Origin of the sequence: Streptomyces sp. NPDC021115, assembly GCF_044333065.1 — a bacterium.
Classification (GTDB): Bacteria; Actinomycetota; Actinomycetes; order Streptomycetales; family Streptomycetaceae; genus Streptomyces.
The window spans coordinates 121,723-141,578 of sequence record NZ_JBIRQF010000019.1 but is presented as its reverse complement, the minus strand read 5'-3'; the positions used below and the strand labels follow the sequence as shown (position 1 = coordinate 141,578).

Here is a 19,856-nt window from a genome sequence, read left to right as displayed (position 1 = left end):
GTATTACGAAACGGAGTGCGCAGCGCGCAACGCCAGTGTGAAGTCGCACCCATGCCCTGTCAAGGATTCGCCTGGGCGGCCCGCGGGCGTCGTCCGCGGGCCCGCTCACGGAACGCGGATTCCTGGAGCTGACCTGGGCTTTCGCGGTCGGGCCGACTATCCCTTCACGGCCCCGGACAGCATTCCCGAGATGAAGTGCCGCTGGAGGAACACATAGAGGATCACCACCGGCAGGGCCACGATCACGGACGCGGCGGCGAGCAGGGAGAACTGCGTGGTGTGCTCGCCCTGGAAGAAGGCCAGGCCGAGCGGCGCGGTGCGCTTGCTCTCGTCCGTGATCATGACGAGCGGCAGCAGGAACTCGTTCCACGTCCACATGAAGACGAGCATGGCCATCGTGACCAGCGCCGGTCGCCCGGACGGCACCAGGATCTGCCACAGCACCCGCCAGTCGGAGGCCCCGTCGAGTCTGGCCGCCTCGATCACGCTGGAGGGGACCGAGCGGAAGTAGTTGCGCATCCAGAAGACGCCGAAGGCCAGGGACTGGGCGGTCTGCGGAAGGATCAACGACCAGTACGAGTCGGTGAGGCCGAGGGACCGCAGATTGAAGTAGAGCGGGATGACGAATGCCTCGGGCGGCACCATCAGGCCGATCAGGGTGATGTAGAAGAGCAGGGAGCGGCACGGATAGGTGAAGTGTGCGAAGGAGTACCCGGCCAGGATCGCCAGGAACGCGGTGAGCAGCACCACGCTCACGGTGACCAGCACGCTGGACGCGAGATAGGTGGCGAAGTGGCCCTCGGCCCAGGCCGCGGAGAAGTTGCTCCAGTCGAGCCGGTCCGGCCAGCTGAAGGACGCGGAGGACTGGCTGCGCGGGGCGAGCGCGGAGGTCAGCACGCCGATGAGGGGCAGCGTGGCGAGGGCCGCGAAGACGATGAGGATCGCGTAGCTGAGAGCGCGTTCACGCCGGGAGATCACCGGTCAGTCCTCCTTGGGCTGGAGCTTGGTGATCGCGTAGGTGACCAGCAGGATGATCAGCGTCAGGACCACGGCGATGGCACAGGCCGAGCCGACCTGGCCGGTGCTGAAGGCGCGGTTGTACACCTCGAAGGCGGGCAGGCTGGTGGAGTCGCCGGGGCCGCCGTGGGTGGTGATGTACACCAGGTCGAACGTGCGCAGCGCGGCGATGACGGTGAGGGTGAGCGCCACGGTGATCTGGCCGCGCAGTCCGGGCAGTGTGACGGCGAAGAACTCCCGGACCGCTCCGGCGCCGTCCACCTTGGCGGCCTCGTAGAGCTCGCGCGGGATCTGGCCGATCCCGGAGATGAACAGCACGAGGCACAGGCCGATCTCCAGCCAGGTGCCGATGAGGCCGACGGCCGGGAGGGCGGTGCCGAAGTCGCCGAGCCAGGCGCGGGTGACCGACTTCAGGCCGATGGTCCGCAGCAGGGTGTTGAGCACGCCGTCGGGCGCGTAGATGGCCGTCCACGCGGTGGCGGTGACGACCATGGCGACGACCTGGGGCAGGAAGATCACGGCGCGGAAGAAGGACGCGCCGCGCAGCCGTGCCGCGCGGGTGGTCACCCCGGCCAGCATCAGCGCCAGCGCGGTCGGGATGACCGCGTAGAAGACGATGAGCACCAGGGAGTGGACGAAGCTCGCGCGCAGCTGGGGGCTCCGCGCGATCTCGGTGTAGTTGGCGAGACCGGCCCAGGTCGAGCCGGACAGGCCGTCCCAGTGGTACAGGGAGATCTGGACCAGCTGCCCGAGCGGGACCAGCAGGAAGACGGCGAGGACGGTGAAGGCGGGCAGGAGGTAGAGGTACCCCTTCGCCTGGATGCGGCCGCGCCGCCCGGCCGGGCGGCGCCGTCGGGGCGCTTCGGCCGGGCGCTTGTGCGCGGGGGTGCGGGGCGTGGTGACTGCCATGGGTTCGTTTCCGCTCGCGGTCCTACCTGCTCTGCTGGAAGGAGGAGTAGTCGGACTGGAGCGTCCGGCCGAACTTCGCCGGGCTCAGCTGGCCCGCGGTCACTTCCTGCACCGCGGCGGTGAGGGTGTCGTAGAAGGTCGGGGTGGAGTAGTCGAGGTACGGCAGCAGTCCGTCCTTCTGGCTGACGGCCTTCCACTCCTTCAGGATGTCGGCGTGGACCGTGCCCTCGGCGGGCTTCCACGACGGGGGCGGCAGCGCGGGGAGGTTGCCCTTGTCCGCGGAGACCTTCATGCCGCCCGCGTCGACCAGGAAGTTGATGTACGCGGCGGCCACGTCGGGGTGCCGGGACTTGGACGTGACGGCCCACGCCAGCCCCTCGCCGCCCTGGGTGAGCGGGGTCGCGCCGGAGGACGGGGCCAGTGCGGTGAAGCCGACCTTCCCGGCGCCCATCTTCTGCGCGAGGGTGGCCTGCTGCCAGGTGCCGTCCACCAGGAAGGCGGACTTGCCCGCGGCGAAGGCGGAGGCGGCCTGGTCCGCGCTCTGGCCGTTGAAGCCGGGCGTCAGATAGCCCTTCTTGGCCCACTGCTGGAGGATCTGGGCGGCCTTCACGGTGCCGGAGCCGGTCCACTTCGCCTTGCCCTGGTCGAAGACCAGGTTCCGGACCTCGGCCTTGCCCGCGGTCAGGGCCTGGACGACGCCGAAGAGGTGGATGCCCGGGCTCTTGTCGGAGTCGCCGTAGGAGACAGGCAACTGACCGGCGGCCTTCGCCTTGGCGAGGGCGCTCTGGAACTCGGCGAGCGTGGCCGGGGGCGCGATGCCGAGGGACTTCAGCTTGGCCTTGTTGTAGTAGACGCCGATGATCTCGCCGGTCTGGGAGACGCCGTACAGGTTGCCGGTCTTCCAGGTCTTGCCGTCGGAGGAGAACTTGTTGAGGTCGAGCAGCTGCTGGGGATAGGCAGTGGACCAGCCGTAGGCCTTGGCGTAGCGGTCGACGGGCTGGAGCAGCTTGGCCTTCACGAAGGCGCCCATGTCGGGGTAGCCCTGGTTGGCCTGGATTGCGTCCGGCGGGTTGGCCGAGGACAGGGCGAGCTTGAGCGTCGTCTTGAGGTCGGAGAAGGACCGGGAGACGCGCTTGATGGTGACGTTCGGGTACTTCTTCATGAACGCCGCGTTGAGCGCCTTGGTCGAGGCGTCGGTCCCGGTATCGGTGTTCTGGTCCCACACGGTGAGCGTGACCTTTCCGGCCTTGGCCGGGTCGGTGGAGACCGGGCTCGCGCTGTCCGGGCCCTTCGACGAACCGCTGTCGCCGCCCGGGGCGCAGGCCGCCGCGGCGGTCAGACACGCGGCGGTGAGGGTGGCCGCGGCGAGGCGACGATAACGTGTTTTGTCGCTCATGGGTGGTTCTCCTGTGTTTCTCGGCCGCGGTGGGGGCGGAGCGGGGTGCGGGATGCCGGGGTGCCGGCCGGGGCCCCCAGGGGCGATTCGGGCATATCGCGCATGCTGCGCGTTGCCGTCAAGGTGCTCAACTATGAGCAGGTGGATTCGCTTATGACAAGAGTCGGTCAGTAAAGCACTTGTTTACTTTTCTCCATGACCGAAGTCAGTCATCTCGGTGCTACTTTCAGCGCGTGACTCCGAGCAAACGGCACGCCAAGATCGTGAAATCCCTCCGGATGACGGGAGGCGTGGCCTCCGTGCGCGAGCTGGCCGAGCGGCTCCAGGTCAGCGAGTCGACGATCCGCCGCGACCTGACGCTGCTCGACCGCGACGGCGAACTGATACGCACCTACGGCGGCGCCGCCCTGTCGCTGAGCGCCAGCGCGCAGGCCGCGGCGGAGAAACCCGACGACGAGGAGCCGTTCGACGTCTCGGCAGCCCACGACATGGCGATGAAGGAGGCCATGGCCACGCGCGCCGCCGACCTCGTGGCGGACGACAGCGTCGTCGTCCTGGACATCGGCACCAGCACCGCCATGATCGCCCGTCGGCTTCGCGGCCGCCCGGTCACCGTGATCACCAGCAATGTGGCCGTGCTGGACGAGCTGCGGGACGACGACACCGTACGGCTGGTCATGCTCGGCGGCGTACTGCGCCGCAATTACCAGTCACTGGTCGGCTCGCTCACCGAGACGGCCCTCCGGCAGATCAGCGCCGACCTGCTGTTCCTGAGCTGTACGGGCGTACGCCGCAGCGGCCACGTCGTGGACAACATGGCCGTCGAGGCGCCCATCAAACAGGCCATGATCGAGGTCGCCGACCGCGTGGCGCTGGTGGCCACCGAGACCAAGTTCCCCGGTACGGGCAGCCTGCGCCTGTGCTCCCTCTCCGATGTCGACGTCCTCGTCACCACCTCCGGAGCCGACCCCCGGACGCTGGAGTTCTTCCGGCAGAAGGGCGGCGAGGTGATCACCGCGTGAGGCCGTCCCGGCGGCCCGTACGCGGGTCACCCGCCCGCATCCCCTGAAAGGCGCACCCGCGCCGTCCTCCTCCCCCTCCGCCGACCCCCCACTCCCTAGGAGCAGTGCCGCTCACCACGCAAGGAGTTCCCGACATGCACAGACGGGCCCGAAGAATATGGACCACCGCGGTCGTCGCCGCCTGCGGTGTGGTCCTGTCCCTGCTCGCGACCGCCATACCGGCCCAGGGCGCCCCGCAGGCCGCCCCCTCCGCCCCCATCGCCCCCACCGCCCGCGCCAAGGCTTCCGCGGCCGTCGACGCGATGATGGGCTTCTACGACCAGAAGACCGGCCGCTGGAATCCCGATGCACCCTGGTGGCAGTCGGGGAACGCCCTCCAGGCGCTGCTGGACTACATGACGAGGACCGGCTCACGGAAGTACCTGCCCGAGGTCAAGAACACCATCACCGAGCAGCGCAAGCCCCTGGAGTGGTGGCCGCAGGGCGGCGGGGAGTTCCGGGCCGACTCCACCGACGACACCGGCTGGTGGGCGCTGGCCATGACCCGCATGTACGACCTGACGCGCGACAAGCAGTACCTGAACATCGCCAAGCTGGACGAGGCCTATATGCGCGGCTACTGGGACGACACCTGTGGCGGCGGTATCTGGTGGGACATCCCGACCAAGACCTACAAGAACGCGATCAGCATCGAGCTGTACATCAAGCTCGCCGCGTCCCTGCACAACCGGATCCCCGGCGACAAGGTGTACCTGAACCATGCTCTCGAAGCGTGGAACTGGTTCAGGAACAGCGGGATGATCAATAAGGACCACCTCGTCAACGACGGCCTGACCACGCAGAGCGGCGGCTGCGCCAACAACGGCGGCACCACCTGGAGCTACAACCAGGGGGTGGTCCTCGGCGGCCTCGTCGAGCTGTACAAGGCCACCGGCGACGGGAGCATGCTCACCACCGCCCGGCAGATCGCCGACGCCGTGATCGCCAGCCCGCTGCTGTCGCCGAAGGGCATCCTGACCGAACCCTGCGAGGCGGCCGGGAACTGCGAATTCGACGGGACGGCCTTCAAGGGCATCTTCGCGCGCAACCTCGGCGAACTCGACCGGGCCCTCCCCGGGCATCCCTACCGGAGCTACCTCGAGGCGCAGGCGAAGTCGGCCTACGCCAACGACCGGAACGGCGAGAACCAGTACGGACAGAGCTGGGCGGGACCGTTCGACAAGGCGTCGATCGGCCGCCAGGAGTCGGCGGTCTCGCTCCTGGTCTCCGTCCTCTGACCCGCTCCCCCACCCCGCTGCGCCCCGCGCTGCCACGCCCCTCCGGGCGGGCGGCGCGGGGCGCCGGCTGCCGGTTGTTCGTCAGCTGGACAGCTGACGGCACGCCGTCAGGCGACGGCGGGGGACGCCCCTGGGTCGGCCTCCGGTGGCAGTGGGGGCGGCCTGCTCGACCGTACTGCCACTCCTACTCCTGGTCGGCATCGGGATCGCCGCGGGACTGAAGAACGCCAGCAACATGGTTCTCGCGGCCATCGTCGGCTTGCTGCTCGTACTCGTCGCGGTATTCGTGATCCGCAAGCGCCGCAAGAGCACCGGAGTGGCCTCGTAGACTTGCGGCGTGGCATTCATGAGCATCCCGCACTGCAACTTCCTTTGACCGGAAGACCGTGAGGGCGTTGCCGAACGGCATCGCCCTCCTTGGTGTGCCCGCGGCGTGAACCACATCCCCCGCGCGCGGGCACGGTCCCTTCCCGTCACCGTTGCCAGGAGTGCCCCATGCCCGCGTTGCTCCGCCCTGCCCTCGAACCGTTCCTCGACCTGTTGCGCTGCCCGAAGTGCCGTGCCCGGCTCCACCCCGACCGCGGCGCACTGCGCTGCCCGGCGGGTCACACCTACGACATCGCCCGCCACGGCTACGTCAGCCTGCTGACGGGCAGCCGCGCCACCAGCGGCGACGACGCGCCCATGGTCCGGGCCCGGGCTCGCTTCCTGTCCACCGGCGGTTATGAACCCATCCGACAGGTCGTGGCCCGTCTGGCGTCCGACGACGTGCCCGAACGGGGCACGGTCGTGGACGTGGGATGCGGCACGGGCTACTACCTGGCCGGTGTGCTCGACCAGTTGACGGGCGCCCGTGGCCTGGGACTGGACACCTCGGTGCGCGCGCTGCGCTCGGCTGCCCGAGCCCATGACCGAGCCGCGGCGGCGACCTGGGACGTCTTCCGCCCCTTCCCGCTGGCCGACGGGGCGGCGGACGTCGTGCTGGACGTGTTCGCCCCGCGCAACCCGTCCGAGTTCCGCCGAGTGCTGCGCCCGACCGGCCGGTTGATCGTCGTACGTCCCACCAGGCGCCACTTGGCCGAGCTACATGGGTTGCCCGCGATGGTCACGGTCGATCCGGCCAAGGAACAGCGCCTGCGCCAAGCGCTGAACCCCTGCTTCGAGGCCGCCGTCACCGAACAGGTCGAGTACCCCCTGCCCCTGACCGAGCAGGGGGCCCTCGACCTGGTGGGGATGACCCCGAGCGCACGCCACCGGGCCCCTTCAGACCTGGCCGACGGCGGTTTCCTGCCCGACCGGGTCACCGTCTCCGTGCTGGCCACCGTCTTCCGGGCCCGGCGACCATGAGCCAGCCGTAGTTCTCAGCCGCACACCTGACCAGGCGCAGCCAGGCCGCCGCGAGTGCGACGTGACCGGCCGGCGTCGGGTGTACGCCGTCCGCGGACCAGTGCTCCGGCCGGACATCGCGGCGAGTTCGGCGAACATGTCGTCGGCGGCGAGCAGATGGGCGCCGTACTCGCGCGCGAGGTTGCGCACGACCTGGATCCTCGGGTCCAGGTCGGTGCGCCATTCCGCTCGCTCCTTTTCTCCGATGAGCACGCCGCCGCCACCGGCCTCGACGACACCGTGGATCGGCAGAAAGCACCGTCTCGACCAACCCACGCCACGAGGGGCCGACTGCTCGCACCGGCTCGGTACCGCTCTAGACGTTCGGGACGCGCAGCTTGTCCCAGCTCTTCTTGCCCGGGACGCCGTCGGCGTCATCGCCGGAGTAGCCCAGCTTCCGCTGCCACGCCGCGTACGACTTCTTGTCGGCGTCCGTCCACTCGGGGCCCGGGCCCTCCTCGTAGCGGCCGCATCCTTCGGCGACGAGCCGCTTGCCCATGGCGGTGATGATCTTGCTGTCGCGGCCATTGCGGAAGAAGTCGGCGCCGGGGAAGGGCTCGTACGTCGCCGGGGGCTTCGGCTTGGTCTGGCTCGGGCCGTCGGGCTTGGCGCCGAGCCGCTTGCCGATGCGGGTGCGCATGGAGTTCATGGTGAAGCCCCGGGGGTCCACCTTGCCCGGCTGCCACTCCAGGTGGCCGATGACGGACCGCTCGCTCCAGCCGTGGGCGCGGCAGATGGCGGCGGACACCTTCTCGATAGCCAGCTTCTGCGCCTCCGGCCACGGGTCGTCGCCGTCGCCGAGGTTGATGCACTCGAAGCCGTAGAAGCGGGCGTTGCCGTCCTTGTCGGCCTCGTTGTCGGTGGGCAGCTTGGTCTCGTTGATGACGGCGTTGAGGACGTCGTTGTCGCCGAGGCCCGCGTGGTTGGCGCGGCCGTTGCCGACGAGGTGGATCTCGCCCTTCTTGTCGATGACGCCGTGGCACAGCGGGCCGGGGAGGGAGGAGTGGCCGTTGTAGCACAGCTCGACGGAGCTGTCGGTGCCCGACGTCACGGTGTGGTGGATCATGACGCCGTTCACCGGGCCCCAGGGGCCCTTGGAGTTGCGGTTGTGCGAGCGCCAGTTGCGGTATTCGTGGACGGTCAGGCCCTCGTCGCGCAGGGCCTTGAGCAGTCTGTCGGCGCTCAGGGGTGTTGCCATGGTGGAGTGCTCCTTCGGTGCTACTGGTATCCGTCATATACGGATGCCGTGAGGGCATGACTCAGTTGCGGTCGGTGTGTGACGCATCAACTACTGGACCGGCGTGGGTTTTTGGCCGCGGAGTCCGTGGCCCCCTGCTCCCCTTCCGCCTCCGCGGCCTCGGTCTGCGCCGCCGCCCGCGCCTCCGCGTCCAGCGCCGCCGCGTCCGCCGCCGGGACGGGGACGGCGAGGGGCGCGAAGGTCATGCGCAGGTCGGATACCTCGCCCTCGCCGAACACCCACCCGAGTGGCGCGTAATGCACCTGGATTCCGTCCGGCGCACGCAGCAGCGGCTTGTGGGCCGCGTTGACCGGCCACTCCACGGCGCCGGTGGCGGTGCGGGCCGGAACCAGCCAGTGGTCGCCGGGCCGGTAGGTGCCACCGGGGGCGAAGTACACCTCGACGCCGTCCTCCAGCGGCACCCAGCGGCCCTCCTCCACCGGGACCGCGCCGCGCCGGAGCCGAGCCGCCGCGCCGGAGCCCTTGCGGGGGCGGCGGTGTGCGTCCCGCTGATCCCAGCGGCGCAGATACGGATGCAGCTCGGGGCGCCGTCCGACGCCCGGTTCGGGCTCGCCGGAGAGCCGTACGCGGCGGCCCGGCAGGTCGACCTCCTCCACGCGCAGCAGTGGCAGCTGTTCGCCACGGCTGATGGTGGCGCTGTCCATGGCCTCGACCCAGTCCCCCACGTTCAGATCGAGCTTGTCATCACCGCCGAGCGACGCCAACTCGACCCAGGTTCCGTCGAGTTCGTCGACGGGGAAGACCACGGAGCCGTTCTCGCGGGACCACTTGAAGGTGGCGCCCTTGGCGGGGCCGCCGTCATGGATCTCCACCCGGTAGAGCTGGTTCTCCGGCCCCCGGTAGCGGGCGTCCGGTGCTACCAGGCACGGATCCTCGTCGGCGTGGTCGGGCCGCTCTGCCCGCGCGGCGAGCCTGGAGGCGGGGGCCCCGGCGGTGGCGGCCCAGGCGGCGAACGCCTTGCGGATCAGGTCCCGCTGGTCCCCGGGGCCGTCCTCGATGTCGAGCTGCGAGCCCTCCAGCGGCAGCACCTGCCAGACCACCTTGAGCCGGGCGGCGGTGTCCGGCATCGCCGGGCCGAGGGCCACTTCGCGCAGCGCCGGGTCCTCGGCGGCGGTGACCGTGCGCTCCCACACCTTCAGATAGGCCAGGTACGGGAACTGGGTGGGCAGCCGGTCTCCCGCGCGCTCCGGGTCACGGTAGGCGTCCGGCTGGTCCCAGTACGTCCAGGTGGCGGGCGGCGCCGACGGCTCGGCCTCCGGGCCGGCCTCGTCGTCGGGCCCGGACGTTTCCGCCTCGTCGTCCACCGCCTCGTCGGGCCGCGGGCGGCTAGCGTCGACCAGGATGCCGTCGACGTAGTAGCGGCCACCGCCGATGAGCAGGTCGTCCAGTTCGCGGCTGCCGCCCTTGAAGTCGAGCTTGAAGCCGGTGTTCCCGGCCGGGCCGCCGTGCTGTCCGATGAGGTCGGTGGCGAGGGTGCGGGCCTGCTGGAGCTGGATGGCGGTCTGTTCGTTGGCGTCCGCGTCGAGCTGGACGCGGCCCTGCTGGGCGACGACCGCCGAGTAGTGCCGTTCGGGCCGGAAGGTGACGCGGGAGAGGTCTGCGTGCATCGGAAGGGGTCCCCCTCGAAGGTTCGTGAAGGCTTGGCGTAGAAGGCGCTGAGGGCGCTCGGCGTCAGGTCACGTAGACGACTCCCGCGTCGGTTCCGGCCGGTGCGTACTCGGCGAGGCGGGCGCGCAGGCTGTCCGCGCGCTGCGGCTGGTAGAGGTCGTGGAAGGCGCCCATCTCGGCTCCGTCCTCCGCGCCCCTGCGGATCTCGTCGGCGCATCCGGCGGCCAGTTGCGCGTACACCGGTGTCCCGTAGCGCTCGCCGCTGAAGTGCGGCCGTACCCGCCACGCCTCGTCGGCGCCCACCAGGTCCGGCTGGCAGCGGTGGCGGCGCGGGGTGCGCGAGCCCGGGGGTACGTAAGCGAAGCGCAGGCAGCCGATGCCGCGCCGGGCCACGTGCATCCGGCCGGTGAAGATGCTGTTCTCGCCCAACCACACGGCGTGCGTGTGGACTTCGCCGATGACGGTGGTGCGGTGGGCGTGCAGCACGGCGTGTGCGTGGCGGCAGTCCGGGGCGGCGAGCGCGGGTCGGTCGTGACCGGTGGCGTCGAGGATGCTGTCGCGGATGTGGAGGGCGAGCGGGTCGGTGTGCACCTCGTCGCCCATGACCTCGATGGTGCCGAGGATGGAGCGCTCGATCTGCACACACGCGGTGGTGCGCTCCAGGACCAGGCTCGGCTCGTCCGGGGAGCGCGGCTCGCATTCCGGCTCCAGGGACCAGCCGGGCACCAGGGTGCAGTGGCGCAGTACGACGGTGCCGACCGGGCCGGTGACGTTGATTCCGCGCCCGGCGATGAGCAGCCCGTCCAGCACGATGCGTGGCGGGTGGCCGGTCTCGCAATTCTCCTCGGGCGCCCGGATGTTGAGCGCGTCGGGCCGGTTGCTGTACCAGTCGAGCAGCCGGATGACCGGCCGTGTGCCCTCGGCGGCGCGCACCTGAAGGCGGTCGCCGGGGGCGAGGTCGAAGTCCAGCTGCTCCTGGTAGGCCCCGCTGTGGGTGATCTCGATGATGCCCTCGGGTCCGCAGCGCCCGGCCCGGCGGTCGTTCCGCCACTGCCCGTAGGCGTCCATGATGCGCTGGTAGGCGCACCCGGGACCGACCCGGTAGATCTCGGCTGAGGAAAGGGGGCTGCCCGGAGGGCTTCCATGAGGGGTGGTGGTCGGGCGGCGGGCGGGAGGGTTCTCGCGGTCGTCGCGCGGGTATTCGCCGCCGCCGATGTCGTCGGCGAAGGCGTAGTGGTACGTCACCCAGACGCCCTGTCGTGGCGCGGAGCGCGAGCCGAAGGCGATCCGGCCGAGCACCGGGTCGACGGCCACCTGTCCGCGCTTGGGGCGGTAGCGCCAGTCGGTCAGGTCGGCCACGACCAGGTCCGACGGCGGTACGGGATCCTCGTGTCCGTCGCGCCAGATGGCGAAGGACTTGCCGGGGCCGTAGTAGTCGGCGAGCCGGTCCGCGAGCTGCCTGCGGCGGATGTACGCGGGGACGTTGTCGACGGCGGCGATGTGGGATGCCGACGGCTCCGGTTCCGGCCGGGTCACCAGGGGGGTGTCGTTGCCGAGGATGGAGAAGGTGTACAGGTTGCGGGCCCGGTCGATGCAGTACGCGGGCGCCCGCGTCACGTGGTACGGCTTCAGCCGCCACACGAAGAGACCGACCCCGGCGGGGGTGTAACCGCCTTGCGTGCGCCGGGAGTCGGCGCGCCGTACGTCCACCGAGCGGGCCACGGCGCCGAAGGGGCCGCCCGCGAGGTCGAGCGCCGAGCCGTCCCGCAGGTCGGCGAGGCGGCCGCGGGAAAGCCGGTTGGTATCGGCGTCGTGGGCGCCGGTGAGCAGCTTGACGGGCTGCTGGTGGGCGACGAGCCGGGACAGCTCGACGGCGCGTGCGGGCCATCCGGCGACCGATGCCGACAGCTCCTCCAGCAGCGCGAGGGTGCCCTTGCGGCGCCGGTGGCCGACGGTGGCGGCGACGTCCCGGCGCGGGGCCAGGGCCTCCGCCAGCCGCCGCCGGGAGGCGTCGGGGCGTCCGCCGTCGCGCAGGCCGGTGGCGAGCACGCGCTCGTAGCCGGGCAGCGGGCGGTAGCCCACCAGGTCGCCGAGGTAGGGCAGCACCCAGTCGGCCGCGGTCTCCACGAACCAGTCCTCGTATTGCTGCTCGACCCCGTCGCGTACGAGGTCGGCCTGCTCGGCGATGACCGCGAGCAGCGCGCGCAAGGGCTCGCCCGCCTCGGCGTCCCGGAGCCGGTGCCATTGCGGGAGCAGCTCGGCGAGCCCGTCCGGCTCCCTGCTCATGATGTGACCTCCGTCAGAATCAGCGTGTCCGGGACATCGGGCGTCAGCAGCGCGAACTGTGCGGGCCTGATGCCGCGGAAGACGAACACCGAGCGGCCCTTGGACAGGCGGGCGGTGTCGGTGATGTCGGGGTTGAGGCGCAGCAGTTCGGCGAGGGTGATGCCGCCGCGGGCCGCGATGTCGGTCAGCGTCTCGCCGTCGGCCGCGGTGACGCGGTAGGTGTCCTCGGCGTACTCGGCGCTCCGTGCGGGGACGGCTGAGCCGGGTGTGGTGAGCCGTTCGGCCAGCCGGGCCAGCTCCGCCGGGGTGCTGGAGGCGGGGACGCCGGTGAAGGCGTCGACGTCGACGTAGTCCACGCCGGGCACGGCGTGTGCGGTGGCCAGGACGTCGGAGAGCCTGGCGGGCTGGGCCAGCTCCCGCCCCGGGTAGCCGAGTTTCGCCAGCAGCGCGGCGCGCAGACGGGGTTCGACGAGCGCCCAGGTGTGGTCGGGCGCCACTTTCACCCGCGCGACCAGCAGCAGGAGCACGAGTTCGCGCCACTCGACGCGGACCGGGAGCCGGGCGTCGCCGTACCGGGTGAGCGAGGCGCGCAGTGCGCGTAACACCTCGGCGTCATCGGCGATCGGCACGTCGTCCACTCCGGCGACCGTCACGTGCAGCACCGTGCGCCGCCCGTCGTGGAGTTCGGCGGCGTGGGCGCGGCCGATGCCCGCCCGCGAGCGGGCGAAGTCCTCGTAGTCCTGGACGGAGACGAGGCGGTCGAGAGCGGAGACCGCGAGCGGGATGTTGCGGCGGGTGAGGCCGGGTCCGTCGCCCACGGCTCCGCCGGTGGCGGGCCGGGGGTTGGTGACGGCGGTGACGCCGAGGGGGCGGGTGAGGGGCTGGGTGATGCGGTCGGCGGCGACGTTGGCCGCGCCGTGGGGGCCGCCGGTGCCGAAACGGTAGCGGGCGCGGACGTTGTCGTGTCCGGTGGGGAGCCGGGCGCCGTGGACACCGTCGCCGAAGGTCACCGTCGTACGGCCGTCCGCGGCGGTCCCGGTGACGTAGATCCGCTCGCGCGGGCCGCGCCCGGCGAGGCTGTCGGCCCGGTGCCACAACAGCCCGTCCACCCGGACTTCCAGCGCGGGGGACGCGCCCAGCGGGTTGCCGTCGGGCAGCCAGGTCAGCGGGGACTGCCAGAGCGCGAAGGTCTGGTTGGCGCGGGTGGCGTCGCCGCTGCCGATGGGCTCGTCGCGGCTCTCGCCGTGGCTGGCCGGTACGACGTTGCCCTGTACGCGGACGGTGTCGCGGCGGTAGCGGTATCCGAGGTCGGCGGTGAGGGTGAGGACGGTGTGGACGTGGTCGCCGGGCAGGTCGGGGGCGACGCGCTGCTCGACGGCCGCGACGACCGCGAGTTCGGTGCCGCGGATGGCGGCGGAACCCGGGAGGTCGGTGCGCTCGCCGGAGACGACGATGCGGCGGCCGGGGCGCAGCCCCTCGTACAGCTCGGCCAGTTCCAGCTCGTTGCCGTGCACGTCCTCACCCAGCGGCTCGTCGGCGAGGCGGAGCGGTTCGCCGCCCGCGTGCACGGTGGTGTCACGGATCGCGGAGAGGACGACGTCGTGTTCGTCCAGCCAGGGGTCGGCGAGGGTGAGTTCGGTGCCCCGGCCGGTGATGCCGTAGTTGGTGTACGCGGCGGTGCGGACGGCGGTGACCCGGGTGGTGACGAACGCCAGCTTCTTGTCACCGGGCACCCCGCCCTCCGCGCCCTTGCGGGGCCGCTCGATGGCGACCCAGCTGCCGACCGTGATGCCGCTCTGGACGGAGTCGAGCGCCAGGACGTGGCGGTCGGCGGGCTCGGGGACGGTCGCGATGCCGATCTCGACGGCCGGTGGCTCGCTGCCCGGGGTGTACCGGATGGTCAGCTCGTACCGGCCGAGGGGGACCTGCTTCTGCTCACCGCGCGCGAGCCGCCACTGCGGGGACTCGCCGCTGTCCACCTCCACCGCGATGTGCACCCGGCCGTCCTCGGCGGGGCGGGAGACGAACAGGGTGTACGCGGGCAGGCCGGGCAGCAGCCTGGTGGTGACGCCGGGCTCCTGAGTGTCCACGGGGCGGCGGCTCAGCCAGCTCAGGTCGTGGTCCTGGCCGGTGCGGGTGGACAGTTCGATCCGGCCGGGCGGCAGGTCGAACGTCTCGTTCTGCGGCAGGTTCTCGCTGCGCTGCACCGAGGTGCCGGTCTCGGTGTGCTGGAACTCGGCCTTCACCGGCACCTTGCCCGCGGTGTCGTACACGACGCGCATGCTGGTCAGCGCGCCGCCGGTGAGCGGCCAGTCGACCTGCCGGACGACGCGGCCGCGGTCGTCCTGCACGGCCTTCAGCGGCGCGGTCGCGCCGAAGGGCGCGGCGGTCACCCGCATCGCCAGCAGCTCGCGGAGCAGGACGGTGGCCTGCCGCGGCGGGGCGGCCCGCCGCCAGGCGGCGTACATCCCGGGACCGAGGCGCGGGTCGAGGGCGGCCAGGAGCCGCGGGGCGAGATCGGAGCCGGGCGCGAGGAGGTGCCCGGCGGGCGCGGCCCCGGACGGGGGCCGGACGACGCTGGTGCGCAGGGCGGGGAGTACGGCGCCGAGCGCGCGGAGGGCGGCCGGGGCAGCACCGGTGCCGGTCTCCTCCGGGCGGTCGTGGATGAGCTGGGAGCGGGCGCCGGTCCGGGCGGGCTGGGCGGCCTCCAGTTCCTCGGCGCGCCCGGCCAGTTCGCCGATCACCGCCTCCAGCCGCTCGAACCAGGCCGCGACCTCCTCGTACGGGGTGGCGAGCACCTGCGCCTCCGCCAGCCGGGCGTGCGGTTCGGCGAGCCTGCGGGCGAGCTGGGCGGGGCGGGTGATGTCGTCGAGGTCGGCGCGGAGGGGGCTGAGGACCTGGCTGTCGAACTCCTCGATCAGTCTGCTGAGGGGGCGGGGGTTGGGGTGGTCGGGGGTGGGTTCGGGGTCGCTGGTGTCCGGGTCCCCCTCCGGTGGGGCGATCCACTGGCGGAGTTCGTCCACCAGCTCCTTGAAGGAGGCGGGCGGGGACTGCGGCAGTCCGATGGCGGTCACGTCGTCGTCCCGGTCGGTACGGATCCTGGATACGGGCAGCAGCAGGCGCTGCCCAGGGGTGCCGTCGCCGGAGCCCGCGAAGACGAAGAGGAGCTGGTCGCCGGTGGTCAGCCCGGTGGAGGTCCCGGAGACGAGCAGTTCGGAGCGCTGTTTCAGGTCGTCGGGGGTGAGCAGGGCGGGGCGGCGTCGCCGTACCGCCAGCTCGTTCCAGGACCAGTGGGCGGTCAGGTCCTCGTCGGTCTCGAAGGTGTGCGACTCCTCGTCGGAGGCGGCGGGCACGCTGTGGCTGATGGCGCCGCGCGGGATCGTGACGAGGACGTCCTCGGCGCGCGGGTCGCGGTCCACGGTGTAGGCGAGGTCGGTGTCGGCCGCGACGCCCGGGCGGGGCACATGGCCGACGAGGCGGCCGAGGAGCGCGAGCGAGCGGTGTTCGTTCGCGGTGCGCAGATAGCCCTCGTCGGCGATCCGCTCGGAGTGGAAGGTCAGCAGGTCGCCGAGGACGGCCCAGGCGTCCAGCAGTCCGACGGCCGGGTCGTCGGGGGTGCGGACGGTCAGGCCGCGCAGCGCGGGGTAGGCGGGCGAGGCGAGCCGGTCGAGCATGGCGGCGAGGAAGGAGCCGTACTCCCCGACCCGGTAGTCCAGGGCGGTGCGGCCGGGCGGGTTGTAGAGGGCGTCGGGGGCGTGGCGTTCGTCGTGGCCGCCGCAGCCGCAGGCGCAGGTGCCGCTCATCGGGCACCTCCGGTGTTCAGGGTGATCTCTATGCGGCCGTTCTCCGGCCGGTCGGGGTCGTTGTCGCATTGGGCGACCTCCAGCGGGCCGAGCCGCAGCACGCCTGCCTCCCTCTCTCCGTCGTCGGGGTGGAACATCCGCCGCAGCCGGGTGACCGTCACGCTCTCGGCCCCGGGCACGGCCGCGGCGACGGCCACCAGACGGCTGAGGCGGACCGGTTCGCCGAAGGTGAGCGCGTCGGGGTGGAAGAAGCCGAGCCGTCCGCCCGGTAGCGGGCGGCTGCCGAGCACCCGGTACAGCTCGGCCAGGATCTGCCCGTGCTGATGGCCGGGCGCGGCGCACACCTCGACGGCGATGTCCAGCGGTACGGGCTGGGCGGGCCCGACGACCAGGTCGTGCCCGATCCGGCGGTACGCGGCCAGGGCGTGCGCGACGGAGTCGAGCAGGGCTTGCCGGGGTGTCCCGGTCCCGTACGCGTCGATCGCGATGTGCGCTTCCTGCACGCTGCCGGTCCAGCGGATCTCGGCCGCGGCCCGCTGTACGCCGGGGAGTTCGGCGGCGAGCGCCGCGTAGTCCTCGGCGGTGATGGCCCGCAGCCGGGTCCGCTTGAGGTCCAGCGGGGCGAGCTGGCGTACCTGCTCGACGGGTTCGGGTTCGGTGCCGCCGACGGCGGGCAGCGGGTTGCGTACGCCGGCGACGGGCATCGGCTCTCCGGCGTCCGCGTCGTCGGGGTCACGGGAGAGCACGAGGTGGTTGATGGCCTCGGCGCCGACGTTGCCCGCGGTGCCGCCGCCGAGCCGGTAGTGGAGGTGCAGCCGGGCCCCGGGGGTCGGCTTGGCGCCGTGGCGGCTGTCTCCGAAGCGCAGCGCGATACGGCCGTCGTCCTCCAGCTCGCCGACGAAGTGCCGGTCGCGGGGGCCGGATGCGAGCAGATCCCGGCGCGGGGACCACACGGTGTCCCCCTCGGTGATGCGTACGGCCGGGAGCGCGTCCCGGGGGTCGGGGGTGAGCGCGGTGGCGGGGCCGTGCAGCGCCGGATCGTCCGGGTGCAGCCCGTGTGCGTACGCGCGCCCCCAGCTGTGGCTGATCTCCCAGGCGATGTGCGGGTCGAGTACGGTGCCCGCCCCGGCGCGTGCGGTCAGCACGGCGAGGCGGCGCCGCTTGGTGGCGAGCAACTGGTCGGAGCGGTGCAGCAGTTCGCGGAGCGTGCGCACCGGGTGGCGGGCCAGCTCCAGCCGTTCCAGCAGCCGCAGCCCGAACAGCACGGTCAGCTCGCCCGTCTCGTCGTCCGAGAGCCCGTCGTGGTCACGGGCGCTGCGCCACAGCTCCAGTAGGCGGTGCCCGACCCGGTCGGGGATGGCCGCCAGCCGCTCGGCCTGGCCCGCGGCGATGTGTCGCGGGTCGGGGAACGGCACGGTCTGGGCGACGGGCGAGCGCTGGAGCACCGGGCGGAAGCGGGGCACGATGCCGGGGTAGAGGCCCTGCGCCAGCAGTGTCCTGAGCGCCTCGGCCTGGGCGTACGCGGTGCCGGGCACGACGCGCTCCTGCCTCTGCCCGGCGCGCTCCAGGCCGAGCCCGGCGCGTTCGGTCGGGTCCTGGCCGATGACGGTGAACAGTGCGGTCACGTCGGCGGGGGTGAGCTGCCCGACGTGGCGGGTCGTGTCGAGGAGGGAGCCGATGAGGCGGGCGGGCTCATTGCCCGCGTCCCTGTCGAAGCAGCCGAAGGCGGGCGGTGCGCAGGACCCGGCGGCGGGGGGTATCGGTGGCACGGTGACGGTCTCGGGTATGCCCGGCTCGCAGCCCCAGGTCAGCGAGCGGCCGTGGTCGGCGAGCGCCACGTTGCCGCGCGCCACGGTCACGTCCTCGACGGGCGCGCAGTGCGTACCGGCGCGGGTGGTGAGGCACAGGGGGAAGGGCAGCGCGTCCGCCTCGGCCCAGGTGACTTCCAGCACCGGCTGTTCGGCCAGCCGGTCGACGGCGGGGGTGACGGAGGTGAGGCGTACGGCGTGCCGGTGAGCCGGGTCGGCGTCGCCGGGGGTGCCGGAGCAGGGGCCGCGGACCTCCTCGAAGAGCAGCAGATCGCCGGGGTGCAGGTCGAGGGCCCGTTCCTCGCAGCGGTCGTCGGTCCACTCGTCGCGTAACGTCGTGGCGCTCGCGCCCCTCGGCAGCGAGCAGACCTCGTCGCCCCAGGTCCACAGGCGGATCGCGTTGTGCGCGGGCCGCAGCCGCAGGGGGCGGGCGGAGACGGGTTCGAAGACCTCCACCGAGCCGCGCTCGTCCAGCACGGCGAGGTCGCGGTCGTCGATGACGGTGCCGATCTCGGGCCGGTCGCGCGGCGCGAGCGTACGGACGTCGATGGCGGCGAAGCGGTACGTGCCGGGGCGCAGTGTCAACCGCTCGGCGGTTTCGACGGCGATGTACGCGCGGGCGGCGCAGCCGTCGTGCATGGGGTAGTCGATGAGCCGGACGTGGCGGCGTACGGACACGCGGCGGCGCGAGGTGTCGAGATACGCCTCGGTGGCGACGGCGTCCTGGTGGTAGCTGATCTGGTCGGCGGTGTAGGCGAGGAGTTCGACCAGCGTGGTGCCGAGGTCGGCGGCGTTGCGCTCGATCCAGTCGGGGGTGGTGAGGCGGAGCCGGTCGAGGACGGCCGCGCGGAGGGTGTCGTAGTCGCGGGCGGTGTAGTCGATGACGGGGGCGGGCGCGACGGTGGCCGGAGGGTTCTGGTCTTCGTCCTTGCAGTCGAAGGGGGTGGGGCAGTCGGGCCGGAAGCGGAACTCGGCGTGGTAGTAGCGCTGGTCGAAGCCGGGGAAGGGTTCGTCGCCCGGGCGCCCGAAGGGGTCGGTTTCGACGAGGGCGAGCCAGTAGGGGGAGGTGTCCCCGGTGCGGTCGAGCGTCACGTACAGCTTGTCGTCGAGTTCGGGATCGTCCTCGCGCTCGACGGAAATCTCGTCGACGGTGATATCGGTGACGCGGCGTCCGCCGTCGATGCGCACGTTCTCGGCGCACAGCCCGTGCGGGGCCTTGCCGAGGAAGGAGACGGTGAGGGTGAGGCCGTCGTCGGCCACTTCGACGGCGTCGATGCCGTTGAGGTGGGCGGCGCGGACGCGGTGTCGTCTCGTCGGCGTGTGCGGGGTCATGCGGCGCCCCTCCCCTCGAACACCTCGTCGCGGAGGCTCGCGGTGGAGCGCACCACGTACCGCAGATGGACCCGCACGACGTTCTCCTCACTCACCACGTCCAGCGCCTCCACGTCGATCAGTTCGCCGAGCCAGCGCTGGAGCGCGGCCTGCACGGAGAGTTCGAGGGCGGAGGCCAGCTCGGGGCTGTTGGGTGTGAACACCAGGTCCAGCAGCCCGCATCCGAAGTCGGGCCGCATGACGCGCTCGCCGGGGCTGGTGAACAGCAGTTGCCCGATCAGATCCCGTACGTGGTCGTCGTAGTCCGCGTGCGCGGTGCGCCCGCGGCGGTCGACCCTGAACGGGAACGCGATGTCCGTACGCGATGTTCGTCGCGATGTTCGTGCCCTCATCGGCACACCACTCCTTGTCGTCCGTCGCGCGTGGCGGCCACGACCGGGGGTCCCTGGGGCACCATCGCTGCGGTGAAGCACTGGGCGGGGGTGCTGTCGAGCAGCACGGGTCGGCCGTCGACCAGCACGCCGTCGCGGTCCGGGATCCACCGGACGGTGGCGCACGGCACGGGGAGCCCGTCTACGGTGTGCGGGCAGCCGATGACGACGTAGGCGTCGGCGGCGGCCGGCACGGGCTGTCCGTCGAGCAGCACGCTTCCGGACGGCGGGACGGACATCGGCTGTGCTCGTCCGCCGTGCGGGCAGCTGATGGTGGCGGTGTGGTTGACGAGATTCCCGTGATTGCCGGTTGGCACTGTCCC

Annotated in this window: 14 protein-coding genes; 4 read left to right on the top strand and 10 right to left on the bottom strand. The window is 72.0% G+C overall.

Annotated elements, in window-relative coordinates; translation table 11 throughout:
- Positions 1 to 156: 156 nt before the first annotated feature.
- The 3 genes from ACH4TL_RS37235 to ACH4TL_RS37225 are packed head-to-tail and all read right to left on the bottom strand — an operon-like array spanning position 157 to position 3,322.
- The gene (locus ACH4TL_RS37235; RefSeq protein ID WP_398328063.1) at positions 157 to 978 is read right to left on the bottom strand and encodes a carbohydrate ABC transporter permease; all 822 of its coding nucleotides are present in this window, start codon (positions 976 to 978) and stop codon (positions 157 to 159) included.
- A gap of 3 nt (positions 979 to 981) precedes the next feature.
- Positions 982 to 1,926 (bottom strand): carbohydrate ABC transporter permease, encoded by a 945-nt coding sequence (locus ACH4TL_RS37230; protein WP_398328060.1) that lies wholly within the window; start codon positions 1,924 to 1,926, stop codon positions 982 to 984.
- Positions 1,927 to 1,948: 22 nt separating this feature from the next.
- Positions 1,949 to 3,322 (bottom strand): extracellular solute-binding protein, encoded by a 1,374-nt coding sequence (locus ACH4TL_RS37225; protein ID WP_398328057.1) that lies wholly within the window; start codon positions 3,320 to 3,322, stop codon positions 1,949 to 1,951.
- Between the two features lie 233 nt (positions 3,323 to 3,555).
- On the opposite strand from ACH4TL_RS37225, the gene ACH4TL_RS37220 reads away from it, so the two are divergent.
- From ACH4TL_RS37220 to ACH4TL_RS37205, 4 genes are all read left to right on the top strand, one after another.
- Positions 3,556 to 4,344 carry a DeoR/GlpR family DNA-binding transcription regulator gene (locus ACH4TL_RS37220; protein ID WP_398328054.1) on the top strand — a complete coding sequence of 263 codons (789 nt, stop codon included), beginning with the start codon at positions 3,556 to 3,558 and terminating at the stop codon, positions 4,342 to 4,344.
- A 134-nt stretch (positions 4,345 to 4,478) separates the two neighbouring features.
- Positions 4,479 to 5,621 (top strand): glycoside hydrolase family 76 protein, encoded by a 1,143-nt coding sequence (locus ACH4TL_RS37215; RefSeq protein WP_398328051.1) that lies wholly within the window; start codon positions 4,479 to 4,481, stop codon positions 5,619 to 5,621.
- Positions 5,622 to 5,766: 145 nt separating this feature from the next.
- The gene (locus tag ACH4TL_RS37210; protein WP_398328048.1) at positions 5,767 to 5,949 is read left to right on the top strand and encodes an LPXTG cell wall anchor domain-containing protein; all 183 of its coding nucleotides are present in this window, start codon (positions 5,767 to 5,769) and stop codon (positions 5,947 to 5,949) included.
- A 167-nt stretch (positions 5,950 to 6,116) separates the two neighbouring features.
- Positions 6,117 to 6,968: a putative RNA methyltransferase gene (locus ACH4TL_RS37205; protein ID WP_398328045.1), complete on the top strand. Its 852-nt coding sequence runs from the start codon at positions 6,117 to 6,119 to the stop codon at positions 6,966 to 6,968.
- Between the two features lie 355 nt (positions 6,969 to 7,323).
- On the opposite strand, the gene ACH4TL_RS37200 is transcribed toward ACH4TL_RS37205, so the two are convergent.
- From ACH4TL_RS37200 to ACH4TL_RS37170, 7 genes are all read right to left on the bottom strand, one after another.
- Complete coding sequence (locus tag ACH4TL_RS37200) at positions 7,324 to 8,205, bottom strand: peptidoglycan-binding protein (protein ID WP_398328042.1); 882 nt, start codon at positions 8,203 to 8,205, stop codon at positions 7,324 to 7,326.
- 86 nt (positions 8,206 to 8,291) lie between these two features.
- On the bottom strand, positions 8,292 to 9,872 hold the full coding sequence (locus ACH4TL_RS37195; protein ID WP_398328039.1) for a DUF6519 domain-containing protein: 1,581 nt from the start codon (positions 9,870 to 9,872) through the stop codon (positions 8,292 to 8,294).
- 64 nt (positions 9,873 to 9,936) lie between these two features.
- On the bottom strand, positions 9,937 to 12,159 hold the full coding sequence (locus ACH4TL_RS37190; RefSeq protein WP_398328036.1) for a hypothetical protein: 2,223 nt from the start codon (positions 12,157 to 12,159) through the stop codon (positions 9,937 to 9,939).
- The gene (locus ACH4TL_RS37185) at positions 12,156 to 15,962 is read right to left on the bottom strand and encodes a putative baseplate assembly protein (RefSeq protein ID WP_398328033.1); all 3,807 of its coding nucleotides are present in this window, start codon (positions 15,960 to 15,962) and stop codon (positions 12,156 to 12,158) included. The genes ACH4TL_RS37190 and ACH4TL_RS37185 overlap by 4 nt, the downstream gene beginning before the upstream one ends.
- On the bottom strand, positions 15,959 to 19,102 hold the full coding sequence (locus tag ACH4TL_RS37180; protein WP_398328030.1) for a putative baseplate assembly protein: 3,144 nt from the start codon (positions 19,100 to 19,102) through the stop codon (positions 15,959 to 15,961). The genes ACH4TL_RS37185 and ACH4TL_RS37180 overlap by 4 nt, the downstream gene beginning before the upstream one ends.
- Entirely contained in the window at positions 19,099 to 19,494 is a 396-nt protein-coding gene (locus ACH4TL_RS37175) for a GPW/gp25 family protein (RefSeq protein WP_398328027.1), read from the bottom strand. The genes ACH4TL_RS37180 and ACH4TL_RS37175 overlap by 4 nt, the downstream gene beginning before the upstream one ends.
- Complete coding sequence (locus ACH4TL_RS37170) at positions 19,491 to 19,850, bottom strand: hypothetical protein (RefSeq protein ID WP_398328024.1); 360 nt, start codon at positions 19,848 to 19,850, stop codon at positions 19,491 to 19,493. The genes ACH4TL_RS37175 and ACH4TL_RS37170 overlap by 4 nt, the downstream gene beginning before the upstream one ends.
- Positions 19,851 to 19,856 lie beyond the last annotated feature (6 nt).